The sequence below is a fragment of the Bacillus sp. Bos-x628 genome (genome assembly GCF_040500475.1).
Classification (GTDB): domain Bacteria; phylum Bacillota; class Bacilli; order Bacillales; family Bacillaceae; genus Bacillus; species Bacillus maqinnsis.
This window is the reverse complement of sequence record NZ_CP159358.1, coordinates 1,760,338-1,773,808: the sequence shown is the minus strand read 5'-3', so window position 1 is coordinate 1,773,808 and position 13,471 is coordinate 1,760,338. Positions and strand designations below refer to the sequence as shown.

8 protein-coding genes and 1 riboswitch are annotated in these 13,471 nt (G+C 39.3%); of the genes, 7 read left to right on the top strand and 1 reads right to left on the bottom strand.

All coding sequences use genetic code 11. The features are described from left to right. Window positions 1-524 precede the first annotated feature (524 nt). Complete coding sequence (locus ABVJ71_RS09340; RefSeq protein WP_353853787.1) at window positions 525-821, bottom strand: DUF3817 domain-containing protein; 297 nt, start codon at window positions 819-821, stop codon at window positions 525-527. Window positions 822-1,781: 960 nt separating this feature from the next. On the opposite strand from ABVJ71_RS09340, the gene ABVJ71_RS09335 reads away from it, so the two are divergent. The 7 genes from ABVJ71_RS09335 to ABVJ71_RS09305 all read left to right on the top strand — a co-directional run bounded on the left by ABVJ71_RS09335 (window position 1,782) and on the right by ABVJ71_RS09305 (window position 13,295). Then, window positions 1,782-3,968 carry a DNA topoisomerase III gene (locus ABVJ71_RS09335; RefSeq protein WP_353853786.1) on the top strand — a complete coding sequence of 729 codons (2,187 nt, stop codon included), beginning with the start codon at window positions 1,782-1,784 and terminating at the stop codon, window positions 3,966-3,968. A 196-nt stretch (window positions 3,969-4,164) separates the two neighbouring features. Beyond that, entirely contained in the window at window positions 4,165-5,247 is a 1,083-nt protein-coding gene (locus ABVJ71_RS09330) for a glycosyl hydrolase lipoprotein (RefSeq protein ID WP_353853785.1), read from the top strand. After that, complete coding sequence (locus ABVJ71_RS09325) at window positions 5,228-6,079, top strand: GGDEF domain-containing protein (RefSeq protein ID WP_353853784.1); 852 nt, start codon at window positions 5,228-5,230, stop codon at window positions 6,077-6,079. The genes ABVJ71_RS09330 and ABVJ71_RS09325 overlap by 20 nt, the downstream gene beginning before the upstream one ends. Further along, window positions 6,069-7,784, top strand: coding sequence for a DUF2334 domain-containing protein (locus ABVJ71_RS09320; protein WP_353853783.1), 1,716 nt, complete (start codon window positions 6,069-6,071; stop codon window positions 7,782-7,784). Before ABVJ71_RS09325 ends, ABVJ71_RS09320 begins: the two co-directional genes overlap by 11 nt. Beyond that, window positions 7,777-9,045: a glycosyltransferase gene (locus ABVJ71_RS09315; protein ID WP_353853782.1), complete on the top strand. Its 1,269-nt coding sequence runs from the start codon at window positions 7,777-7,779 to the stop codon at window positions 9,043-9,045. Before ABVJ71_RS09320 ends, ABVJ71_RS09315 begins: the two co-directional genes overlap by 8 nt. 4 nt (window positions 9,046-9,049) lie before the next feature. Continuing rightward, entirely contained in the window at window positions 9,050-11,140 is a 2,091-nt protein-coding gene (locus ABVJ71_RS09310; protein WP_353853781.1) for a cellulose biosynthesis cyclic di-GMP-binding regulatory protein BcsB, read from the top strand. A 66-nt stretch (window positions 11,141-11,206) separates the two neighbouring features. Continuing rightward, window positions 11,207-11,357: riboswitch (cyclic di-AMP (ydaO/yuaA leader) on the top strand. Window positions 11,358-11,468: 111 nt separating this feature from the next. Then, a complete protein-coding gene (locus tag ABVJ71_RS09305; protein ID WP_353853780.1) occupies window positions 11,469-13,295 on the top strand; it encodes an APC family permease in 1,827 nt (608 codons plus the stop codon). Window positions 13,296-13,471 lie beyond the last annotated feature (176 nt).

The window sequence follows — 13,471 nt, the reverse complement described above, 5'->3', positions numbered from 1 at the left end:
TGTTATATTATTCTAATAAGTGTTGAAATAGCAAATAAATAAAGAAAGTAAACTTTCTTTTTTCTATGACATAATGAGAAGCAATAGAGCTTCTACTTGATAAGAACAAGACGCTTTCAAAGCGAATAAACTTATTCTTTTCCTTCTGCACCGCCCCCCTATAGCGGAAGAATGGAAAAAAGACGTTTTGATTTACAATTCACACTGGCACGGCTTCGGAGCCGTAAGGACGAATGAGAGGAAGGGCTTTCGTTGTCTTGTTACCCAGAACTTCCATGGCGTTTACTTTCAAACGTATGATTCACTCGAGGCACATATGAAACACTGATATGTTCGAATCTGGATTCATAAACTCCTTTACGGAGATCACAATTGATTATTTATTTGCATGAAAAGGATAAGAAGCAGGCTGCCATCTATTTGGCAGCCTTTTTTATTTGGACAATAACATGTTGTTTAAAAAGATGCGGAGAAATCGGCTTAATTTTGTACATAAGATTCATCACTTACTGATTCTCTTCGTGTTAAGATTTCATATCATATTGGCGAAGCACCTTATCATAGGCGAAGTTGCCGAAAGGAATAAAGGCCGCAAATAAACCGGCAACAGACCACTTCAAATGCCAGCGCACTTTAAAAGTCACATAAACCAAAATCAGCATATAAATCACAAACAATGCGCCATGAAGAGAGCCCACAATGGTGACCGCCATCGGGATATTCGCAAAATATTTAAGAGGCATGGCAATTAAAAGAAGGGTTAAAAGAGACATACCCTCGATAAAACCCGCCTGTCGAAGACGGCTAATACTCGTATGCATAAACAAAGTCCTCCTATCATAAGCTAGTTTCTCATCTTCTAATATAAACGAAAGATCGTCTGGACATGCTAAAATCTACGAAAAATTCAAAATATGTTCATGTAATGCTTAAAAAATGGAAATGATGCTGCGTTTCTAGATTCTAAAGATTATTTGATTAAATGAATCGAGCTAGACCATAAAAGTTAGATTTTTTGTTCTTATGAATATCCCTCACTTTCTTAATCGTAAACAATAAAATTATTCAAAAAAGGTTTATATTTCATGATATGATAAATTATACATAAATTTGGAAAGAAGGTTGTTTTTATGGAATGGCAAAGATGCCCTAGATGTAATAGTAATCGTGTGGGAAAGAGAGTAAGAAGTGCAGGATGTGTTTCTGTCTTTCTCATGTTAGGTATTTCTTTCTATATCCCTTATATTATAACAAGGATAGTGTTTATCCCTTTTATTAAACAGACGCTTGGAATTGTTTTGTTTGTTATCATATTTATTTACTTGTCTGGTTTAAGAGAAAGAATCGTTAGTTACTTGTACTGCAAAGACTGTGAGTTAAGCTTTAAGCCTCGAAAAAATTTGGACACCTAAACACCTTTTTGAATACAGAGGTGTTTCAGCATGTAGACAAACCCTCGCATTCGTTGTCAGGTCTGCGCGCCGGTGCTCGCCCTTCCTAGACTTCAAGGGCTTTCTATCACGCTGAAAAGAAGACAAAGGGCTAAAATCAAGATCATTTTATCCCTTTGTCAACAATTTGAACCACCTCTTTGAATACAGAGGTGTTTTTTTAAATGCCTATAACATATATCTGGATCGGAAATTTGACAAATTGTTGCTTATGCGGCACTCAAACCTAGCTGTTTCGGCTCCATTTCTAATTTATGTTCCCGCATTAGAACCCTATCTCTACGTCTGTTATAATAAAAGAATGGCTAGAAGAAAGAGATGTGAAATTTAGTGTCAAAAACAGTTGTATTAGCAGAGAAACCTTCAGTAGGACGTGATCTCGCACGTGTGCTGAAGTGTCATAAAAAAGGAAATGGTTTTTTAGAAGGAGAACAATACATTGTGACGTGGGCGCTTGGACATTTGGTCACACTTGCAGATCCCGAGGGCTACGGAAAAGAGTTTCAGTCTTGGCGTTTAGAGGATTTGCCAATCATTCCAGAGCCGCTCAAACTCGTTGTGATGAAAAAGACAGGGAAACAGTTTCAAGCGGTGAAAGCACAACTTACTAGAAAAGACGTCAAGGAAATTGTCATTGCAACAGATGCTGGTCGTGAGGGGGAGCTCGTTGCCAGATGGATTCTTGAAAAGGCACATGTGAAAAAGCCCTTGAAGCGACTATGGATTTCTTCTGTGACAGATCAAGCAATTCAAGAGGGCTTCAATCGTTTAAAAGACGGCAGGGAATATGACAACTTGTATCGCTCAGCGGTTGCTAGAGCGGAAGCAGATTGGATTGTTGGGATTAATGCCACGAGAGCTTTGACGACGAAATTCAATGCACAGTTATCCTGTGGGCGTGTACAAACACCAACAATTGCCATGATTGCCAAAAGAGAAGAAGACATCCAGCAGTTTCAGCCGAAACCGTTCTTTGGATTAACCGCACAAGTAGATGGTCTTACCTTGACATGGCAAGATGCAAAAACGAAGCAAAATCGCACATTTCATCAGGAGCTCATCAAAGAGCGATTAACGATCTGCAAAGGAAAACCAGCATTGATTGAAGCATTGAAAAAAACAGCCAAAAAAGCCTTTGCTCCAGGGTTATATGATCTGACAGAATTACAGCGTGATGCCCACAAACGATATGGCTTCTCTGCTAAAGAAACATTATCCACTCTTCAGCGGCTTTACGAGCAGCATAAGCTTGTGACGTATCCGCGCACAGATTCTCGTTTCATTTCGACTGATATCGTTCCAACATTAAAGGAACGATTAAAGGGAATGAATGTCAGACCGTATGCACAGCATGTGAATCGCATCTTACAATCAGGAATTCAAGCACATAAAGGCTTTGTCAACGATGCCAAAGTGTCGGATCATCATGCCATTATTCCGACTGAGGAAGAGCTTTATCCTGGTGCATTAAGTGATAAAGAGCGGAAATTATATGACCTGATCGCTAAACGATTCCTGTCTGTCCTCATGAAACCATTTGAGTACGAGGAAACAACTGTTTATGCAAAAATAGGCAATGAACTTTTTACAGCAAAAGGGAAAACAGTCCAATCGGCTGGCTGGAAAGCCGTTTATGATGAATCTTATGAAGATGAGGATGCAGTCGAAACAGACCAGCATTTGCCGTCTTTAACAGAAGGACAATTACTTGAAGTACGGATGCTGAAAGAGACAAAAGGAGAAACGAAACCACCTGCTCGTTTTAATGAAGCGTCGTTATTATCTGCAATGGAAAACCCGGCTGCTTTTATGCAAAACCAAGAAAAAGACTTAGTAAAAACGCTTGGCGAAACTGGTGGTTTAGGCACAGTTGCCACAAGAGCGGATATTATTGAAAAACTGTTCAATAGCTTTCTAATTGAAAAAAAAGGAAAAGACATCTTCATGACATCTAAAGGGAAACAGTTGCTATCCTTAGTACCTGAAGATTTAAAATCTCCAGCTTTAACAGCGGAATGGGAACAAAAACTTTCTAAAATTGCCAAAGGTCAATTGAAAGCTTCTCAATTTATGAGTGAGATGAAGGCATACGCAAAACAAGTTGTATTGGAAATCAAACAAACAGACCAAACATTCAAGCATGACAATATCACAGGAACACATTGTCCTGACTGCGGAAAACTCATGCTGAAAGTCAACGGAAAAAATGGAACCATGCTTGTCTGCCAAGATCGAGAATGCGGTCACCGGAAAAATGTAGCGAAGAAAACAAACGCCCGTTGTCCGAAATGTCATAAAAAACTCGAGTTGCGTGGTGAAGGCGATGGAAAAATCTTTACCTGTGTTTGCGGTCATAGAGAGAAGCTGTCTGCTTTTGAGAAACGCCAATCACAATCCAATCAGAAGCGGGCCAGCAAGCATGACGTGACTAAATATATAAAGAAACAGAAGAAAATGGAAGAACCAATTAATAACGCACTAGCTGAACAATTGAAGAAACTAAAATTAGATCAATAGTTGTGTAAAAGCCCATGCGAAACCGCGTGGGCTTTTGAGATAAATCAATTATCTTGATCTGTTTTTTTCTGAAATTGGGAATAGATATGCGAAAAGACTCGTAATTTGGCATATATTAATTATTTAAATATCACCTAAAAAGATCTATAATAAATAGTTGGATGCGAAAAGAATTGTGATATGGAAGGGGAAACGAATGGATAAATCCATACAGCGCACTGCTTCGTTCTTACTGCTAATGATCCTACTAGGAGGATGTGCTTGGAATAAACAGCAGGAGTCAGCTCGTCCTAAAAATGAACAGCCGATATTGCAAGGAGAATACTTTATCACGCATCACTTAATGACAGAACAAGGCCTGATTCGCACCTCTTTTGCAGAGCAGCACACCTACTTATCCGAATCGCTTGGACTTTGGATGGATTACCTTATTCGAAAAAAAGACCAATCCTCTTTTGATCAACAACTGGACGTGTTACACACTCATTTTTCACTCAATCACCAGCTTCTTAGTTGGAAAATTGAGCATAATCAAAAAAGCAAAGTCAATGCCTTGGTCGATGATTTACGTGTGGTGTCAGCACTTCAAAACGCAGATCAACTGTGGCATAAGCCAAAGTATCGAACCAGAGCTGTTCAAATCGCACAAGCATTAAAAGACAAAGCCATGTTCAAAGGCATGTTAACCGATTATTATGATGCAACGACGAATCAAACTTCACACACCATCACACTCTCATATATAGACCCAAAAGCGGTAAAAGAATTGGCTTCCCTTCATGTCTTCACTGAACAGATGGTGAACGACCAACTATCTATTTTGAAAAAAGCCCCTAGACAAAAAGGATTCTTTCCAAAATCCTATGACATAGCGAAAAAGAATTATTCATTTGACAAAGAAGTGAATCTAATTGATCAGATATATACGGCTTTTTATGCTGAAAATTGTCAGATTGATACATCTTCTATCATGAAATGGCTCAAAACGACTTTTCATCAAAAAGGAAAGCTGTACGGACGATATGAGTTCGAATCTTTGCAGCCAGCTGTTACTTATGAGTCCCCTGCTGTGTATGCACTGTTGGTGTTATATGCGCTCAATAGAAACGAGCCAGGTTTTGCGCTAGACGTATACCAACGAATGAAACAATTACAAATACAAGATCCCCTCAAGCCTTATTACGGAGGATATATGAACAAAAAAGACACACACTCATTTGATAACTTATTGCCTCTTATTGCAGAAAGGGAGCTTCTAAATGAATCGGTTATTCAGTAACACCAATCGTATGTATTACACGCTGCTCCTCATGATCGCTGGTCTTATTTTCTTTGTCACCTACTTAAATGCACTTGATTCAAAGAACTTCATGGTTATCGTACTCACTTTTGTCGTGTTAGGATGCGGCATTCTATTTGGCATTCTGCCTGCTTTAATTTTGACCTTGCTCATTCTTTTCTTTATAGGAAGTGCCATGTTCTTTACCGAACTGGGACATACGAATTCGCTTTTATCCAATCAAACATTGCAAGATGTTGTGATTTGGGGAGTTGCTCTGCTCTTTTTCGCCATTTCAGCAGGGAATCTACATGAACGCATTGCCTCTATGCGTCAAATGATTGAACAACAGAAGCGTGCCATCAAACAATTTGTGGCGATTGATTATACAACAGGATTTGACAATGCTGAGCGGATGAAGCTTGAATTGTCAGAAGAAATGAAACGGGCAGATCGATACAAACAGCCATTTGTCTTTATCCTTCTTCATATGCACTACGCCGCAGAATTCAAATCATTATATGGGGAAAAGGAAATGCAGCATCTATTTCAGCAATTGAGTATCAAAATTCGCGAAAGCGTGAGAGAAACAGATAAGAAGTTTCGATTATCAGAAGAACGAATTGGACTGCTTTTGACACACACGCCTAAAGAAAATGTATCAGTTGTACTAGATAAGCTGAAGGATAAACTGCAAACGCACGTATTGCTAAACGGTCGTCAAGTGACTCTGACATTTCATGTATGCCATTTAACGAGCAGCTTAGAGTATCAAACGCCAGAGCAATTTTTAGAAGAACTTGAAAACGAGATGATGATGAATGAACTTTAACTCCTTCATGAAAAGCTGTTTGTTGATCGTATTTTTGTTGGCTTGGGCGTTCAAACATATTGAATCAGCCGAAGCCCTTGGGAGTAGGCCGGATACTCTCGTCGTCTATACCACGGAAACTGGGGAAATGACACCAGATGTTCACATGCTCGATTTACTTGCGGGTTATTTTTCAAAACAAACAACGGTTTTATCAGATGACCAAATGTCTGAAAAGGTAGTAAAAGGATTTCAGCAAGTGATCTATATTGGAGAAATAAAGAAAACACTGCCGAAACAAACGGTCAATGCGCTAAACAAGTCAAAACGTCTTATTGCCATCGGTGATAATGCGGAGCAATTGAATCCTTTTTCCAAGCTCACCTTTCACAAACAAAATCATGTCAATCAAATTAGACACACACATGAAAAGACATACCGCCAATTAGATAGAAGTATCACAGCTTTGACTGTGAAAGGTAAAGGTCAGCAAAGCGAATTTCTATTGAAGAAAAATCAACAGGATCATCCATTTGTGATTCAAACAAAAAAGGGATCCGCTTATATCGGCATCTTGCACGTACTGCAAAACAATAAACTACTAGCAGAAGTGTTTCAATCACTCATGCAACCTTCAAATCAAACAACAACAAAATATTTGCGACTAGATGACATCAGTCCGGTAACTGACGAGAAAAAACTACTGGAGCTGGGACAATACTTATCAGACCAGCATATCCCATTTCTGTTAGCTGTCACCCCAGCTTGGATAAATCCTGCAACAGGTGATGAGGTGACACTGAAAGACCGCCCTCATCTTGTAAATGTATTGAAACAGTTGCAGCGCAAAGGTGGGAGTGTCATTCTTCATGGCTTTAGCCGGACCTATCGCACCCATGAATCGGGGCAAGGCTTTGAATTTTGGGATGCGCAGTTCGATCAACCGATTACGTCAAATGAACCTAAAAAAGTAAGAAGTAAACAATCGAGTAAAAGTGATTTTCCGAGTGAAAAAGACTATGACGCTTATATCAAAACGATTCAGAACAAAGAAGAAATATATATTAAAGAAAAGCTTACAGAAGGAATTGAGCTCCTTGTAAAGCAAGGACTGTATCCACTTGCGTTTGAGGTTCCACATGATGCCGTATCTCAACATGGATATCAAGTCATCTCACAGTATTTTTCAAGTCTGTTTGGTCAGGTGCAGCTATCAGACAAAACGTGGCGAACAAGCGGTGCACCGCCATACACGACGACACCAGCCATGCTCCATGGCATGACTTTATATCCAGAGCAGCCCTGGGATGCAAAAACGGGAAATGCTGATACAGCATATCAAGCTGAACAGATTCTATCCATGCAGCATATTCAATCCCCAACCATCGGTTTGTCTTATCAGGCAGATGCAGGAATAGCCAAATTAACGGATCTTATCACACATATGGAAGCGATCCCTTCTAGTGAATGGCTGAATTTAAAGAAAACAAAGCAGTCTGTCCAAACGCAGAATGTGCAGATTAAGGCATCAGGAAATGGACATATTCAAGTACATCAATCAAACATAGCAGAAACAAAAACAGTCAAACGAAGTGGGATGGAAAACATGCTAAGAATTTTGATAGTGATAGTGTTGTTGTTTATTGTGACTTTTATGTTTTACACATTGTATTTAAGGCTGACAATGAAAAAACGTATTTTTAAGGAGAGAAAATCAGGTGGCTGATGTCTTATTTTATTTTTCATTAATACTTATTTGGGTCATGCTCCTTTACCATATGTTTCTTATGCAGGGCGGCTTTCAGCATTATCTTACTTATGAACGAGTGCTACCAGAGTGGACGCAACGAGCAAAAGAGCTGCCGACCGTCAGTATCCTCATTCCCGCTCATAATGAAGAGGTGGTCATTCGGCAAACGTTAAAAGCGATGGTACAGCTGTCATATCCAAAGCACCTGCTTGAAATCATTGTGATCAATGACAATTCCTCTGATCAAACAGGTGACATTGTGCAATCTTTTCGCAAGCAGTATGATCACATTCATATGATCGAAACGAAGCCTCCTTTTGCAGGAAAAGGTAAATCCACTGCGCTGAATGAGGGGTTGAAGGCATCAACAGGTGACATCATTTGTGTGTATGATGCAGATAACATGCCTGAAAAAAAGGCTGTCTATCACTTAGTTCTTGGTTTATTGAATGACCCAAAAGCTGGCGCTGTAGTCGGAAAATTTAGGGTGATCAATGCTGCCCAAAATCTCCTTACAAAATTCATTAATATTGAAACCATCTGCTTCCAGTGGATGGCTCAGGGCGGTAGATGGAAATGGTTCGGCATCGCCACAATCCCTGGTACAAACTTCGCCATTCGCCGGCATATTTTAGAGGAGCTTGGCGGCTGGGATGTTCATGCTCTTGCAGAGGACACAGAATTAACGATCAGGGTCTATAACCTAGGGTATGTTATTCGATTTTTCCCTGCAGCTATCACATGGGAGCAAGAGCCGGAAACATGGAAGGTCTGGTGGCGGCAACGGACACGCTGGGCAAGAGGCAATCAATACGTTGTACTCAAATTTTTAGGTCAATTCACGAAGCTTAAACGAAAACGGATGATTTTTGATTTGTTTTATTTCTTCTTTACGTATTTCTTATTTTTCTTTGGTGTGCTGCTCTCGAATGGAATATTTATCGTGAATGTATTTGTTGATCTTCATTTATCTGTAGGGGCTGTAGCGCTCATCCTTTGGGGTCTGGCGTTCTTTCTCTTTTTAACAGAAGTGATGATTACATTAAGCATTGAGAAAACCGAGCTGACCAAACAAAACGTTCTCATCATATGTCTCATGTATTTCACATATTCACAAGTGTGGATCGCACTTGTAGTGTATTCCTTATTTGCAGAGGCTAAGAGTCGATTATTGAAACAAGAAGTGAAATGGTATAAAACCGAGCGTTACAATCAACAACAAAAGAAAAGCGGGTGACAAATTGAAATCTGTAAAATGGATGACCTTTATTTTCGTATTATCTCTCGCCATTCAACCTTTTTTCTCGGCAGGTCAAGCATTGGCAGCATCAAATCGAATTCAAGTGAAAGATGACTGGATCAGTTCATCCAACGGTAGTAAAAAAGAAACAACACAACATTTATCAGAAGATGTTGTCACGTTATATGGAGAAGAAGATCGTATCGAATTCTCCTATCAAATTAATGAAGAAAAAGTAGAGGAAAGCACACTTGTTTTGAATATAGAGGCTTCGCCATTACTCATTTCGCCTTCATCATTTACCGTGATGATTGATGGAGAGATTGAGCAAACAATTTCCGTATGGGGGAAAAGTCAAAAGAAATCCATTCAAATCAAATTGACCAAAGCACAATTGAAGAAAGGCTTACATCGTATTCAGTTCACATTTTATGGTGTTTTAAAAGAGGGTGTTTGTATCAATCAAGAAACACCGGCAAATTGGCTGAAAGTGTATCCTGATAGCGAGCTGAAATTTGCCGGAACTCCGTCCAAGGATATCTCATTAGACAGCTTCCCGTATCCGTTTATCCAAACTAGTGATAAGAAGGAACAAACTGATGTCGTTCTTCCAAATGAGCCTGATGAAGCTGAAATAGAAGCAGCGATTAAGTTATACCGCACATTGAAAAACAAAGATCGTCATGCAGACGTCAGACTCATACAAGAGAAGAATATCAAACAAATCGCACATCCAACGATTGTGGTGGGGGCAAAAGGAAGCTGGAAAGGACGTATAAAATCAATCGAACAAAAAGCTAGGATTAAGACAGAAAGCGATCATTTAACTTTGGCTGTCAGAGTCCTTGCAGCAAAGAAAAAAGAACAGCCGATCTTATTCGTGACATCTAATCAACCAAGCACAATCGCTCAAAAAATGAATGTGCTGACTCAACCAGAGCTTACTAGTCAACTAACTGGTACTGACTTAATGCTTCAAAAGATCACATCTCAAACATCGAACCCATCTCATACCATTCGTTTAAAAGACTTTGGCGGGGGTGATGTGACAGTTGGGACAAAGAAGACAACATCTGATCACTATTATTATCCGAAAGCGCTCATTGCTAACCAAAAATCGGGTGCAAAGCTAAATTTGATATTCAAAAGATCCGATGCTGCTAGCAAAGCAGAACGATTAACCGTCATGATTAATGACGAACCGCATGCCGTACCTTTAACTAAGCTAGGAAACAAAGATGCGGATGGTTTCTATCATGTGTCCATACCCGTCAATTCACAAGTTCTTCAAAAAAATGAATATATAGATTTGCAATTTGTCACAAGTGGATTTCAAAACATGGAATCGTGTAAATATACAGATGAAGCGGGCTGGATTTTCATAGATCAGAACAGTTCTCTTCAAATACCAGAAGGAACACAAAGCGATACACCAGACTTGTCGACATGGCCGTTTCCTTTTACTTCAGCAACAAAACAAGGAAAAACATTGATTGTGGTGCCAGATCAAATCAAGCGTGAAACCATCGAACAAATGGCGATGCTGTCAGAATCGTTTAGTCAGCCTGAAGTCACTCAATATCAATTGGTCAAAGGATCGAGCATGACAAATAAACAATTGAAAAGTCATTCGCTAATCTTCATTGGTGGAATACAGGTGTTTCCGCTTTTAAAAGAAAAAGCAAGTAAGTTAACAGTTCCTACTAAAAAGGGTCGATATGATGTATCCTCATTTGGCATGATCAATGAGACAACTGCTCGTGTCGTATGGACGCAGCCATCTGTTTGGAATAAAGAACAGACAATGACGGTATTTTCTGGAATGAACGCATCAGACGCAGCCATCTCAAAAACAGTCATTGATTTCCTTCAAACAAATACGAATACAGCAACGGTTGCAATAGAGAACAAAAACAAAGAAATATTTTCCAATCATCAAATGGTCAGCGGCACATCGACCGATAAAAAAACAGGTGAACAAAGTGAAAATGCATCTTGGATATACTTTGGATTGATGGCTGGTCTTATTGTTCTTGTGCTTATGATGATTGTCTATTTCGTGCGTAAAAACCGCAAAAAAACGGAGTCGTAAACGGTCATAAGACCTTGAAAAAATCTCTTTACTTTGGTGTCAAACGGGAGTATGATCTCTTTTATAAAAGACCAATCGCTGAATCATTTTGATGAGCGGGGGAACCAATAGTGGTAGTGAAATAAATATCACATGGGGTGAATCCTTTTTAAGGTAGGGCAAATTCTCATGCGCCCGAATCCGTCAGCTAACCTCGTAAGCGTTAAAGAGAGCAAAGACCAACCTGTGACCTTAAAAATTGGCACAGGGGCATTCTATTGCCTCTGTGTCTTTTTGATGATCTATCTTATGTTTATGAAATCGTTTGACACTAAAGGAGCGGCAATACATGTACAGTTTGATGAAACGTATTTTAATTGGTAAACCATTAAAATCACAAGCAGCAGGAGAACAAAAACTATCTAAAATCAAAGCTTTGGCATTATTGTCATCAGATGCATTGTCGTCGGTTGCTTATGGTACTGAACAAATTTTGATTGTTCTATCAGTGGTCAGCGCGGCAGCGTTTTGGTACTCTATCCCAATCGCAGGTTGTGTATTAATTCTTTTAATGGCTTTGATTCTATCCTACCGCCAAATTATTTATGCCTATCCAGAAGGCGGTGGTGCATATGTCGTATCAAGAAGAAATTTAGGTGAAAAACCAGGATTAATCGCTGGCGGATCTTTGTTGGTTGACTATATATTGACTGTTGCAGTAAGTATATCAGCCGGAACGGATGCCATCACATCAGCTTTTCCAGCACTCTATCCATCTCATGTGGTGATATCAATTGTTCTTGTCTTAGTAATCATGGTGTTAAACCTTAGAGGACTAACGGAATCGGCATCTATTTTGGCTTATCCTGTCTACCTGTTTGTATTTTCATTACTCATTTTAATCGGAGTCGGGTGCTTTAAACTATTAACAGGGCAAGTGCCGTCAGCACCTGAGCATACAGCATTTGGTACACACGTATCAGGTATTACATTATTTATTTTATTAAAAGCTTTTTCATCCGGTTGTTCTGCTTTGACTGGAGTAGAAGCCATTTCAAATACAATTCCGTCATTTAAAAAACCTGCTGCACAAAATGCAGCGAGAACATTATTGATGATGGGTGGATTGCTAGCTGTACTATTTATCGGTGTGACACTGCTTGCCTTTGGTTTTGGAATTTCCCCAAAACCAGAAGAGACGGTGGTTTCACAGATTGCATCAGAAACATTTGGGCGTACATTTTTCTATTATGTGATTCAAGCTGTCACAGCTCTGATTCTCATATTAGCAGCAAACACCGGCTTTTCAGCTTTTCCTTTACTGGCTGTCAATTTAGCCAAGGATAAATATATGCCTCGAATGTTTACGGTGAGAGGAGATCGACTTGGTTACTCCAACGGCATTATCTTTTTAGGCGTAGCATCCATGCTACTGATATGGTTGTTTGATGGAAAGACAGAACATCTTATCCCGCTTTATGCGGTCGGTGTTTTTATTCCATTTACCCTATCTCAAACGGGCATGTGTGTGAAATGGATTCGCGAAAAACCGCAAGGATGGAGAACGAAAATGCCGATTAATATTTTGGGGGCACTTATTTCTTTCACTGTTCTCATGATTCTTATTTTGACGAAGTTCCATCTCGTATGGCCTGTTTTCGTTTTCATGCCAATTGTTCTGTTAATCTTTTATTCGATTAAAAGACATTACCTTGCAGTTGGAGAACAATTGCGTCTATTGAATGAAACTGCGCCTATTGAAATCAAAGGGAATGTGATCATTGTGCCAATAGCAGGTGTGACACGTGTTGTAGAGCAGTCTATACATTATGCGAAATCTTTATCAAATCAAGTCATAGCCGTTCATGTTTCCTTTGACAAAGAGCATGACAAGAAAATTGAAGAGGATTGGGAAAAGCTTCATAGTGATGTGCGACTTGTGTTGCTTCACTCATCTTATCGAAGTCTTATTCATCCACTTGATAAATTTCTTGAAACGGTTGAAGCAAAAGCAAATGCACATCAATATAGAGTAATGGTACTCGTGCCTCAATTCATACCTAAAAAAAGATGGCATACCATTTTACACAATCAATCCGCTTTTTTATTAAGATTACGCTTATTATGGAAGCGAGATATTGTTGTCGCTACGCTGCCATACCATTTTAAAAAATAGCGTGAGCAAGTTGACAGATGATATGATGCAAAAGCACAATGAACCGCCATTTCCTAGAAAAATTTTACGTACACACAAGCAGCTAGCATCAGTAAATACGTAATGAAAAAATCTTTGAAAAAGGTGAGATGGACATTCCTCCACTTAAGAAAAGTTTAAAACGTTTTTCTAAATAT

Excerpts from the sequence above, each read along its gene's own strand:
- ABVJ71_RS09340 (WP_353853787.1), bottom strand. The coding sequence starts at position 821 with ATGCATACGAGTATTAGCCGTCTTCGACAGGCGGGTTTTATCGAGGGT.
- ABVJ71_RS09330 (WP_353853785.1), top strand. The coding sequence starts at position 4,165 with ATGGATAAATCCATACAGCGCACTGCTTCGTTCTTACTGCTAATGATC.
- ABVJ71_RS09325 (WP_353853784.1), top strand. The coding sequence starts at position 5,228 with ATGAATCGGTTATTCAGTAACACCAATCGTATGTATTACACGCTGCTC.
- ABVJ71_RS09320 (WP_353853783.1), top strand. The coding sequence starts at position 6,069 with ATGAACTTTAACTCCTTCATGAAAAGCTGTTTGTTGATCGTATTTTTG.
- ABVJ71_RS09305 (WP_353853780.1), top strand. The coding sequence starts at position 11,469 with ATGTACAGTTTGATGAAACGTATTTTAATTGGTAAACCATTAAAATCA.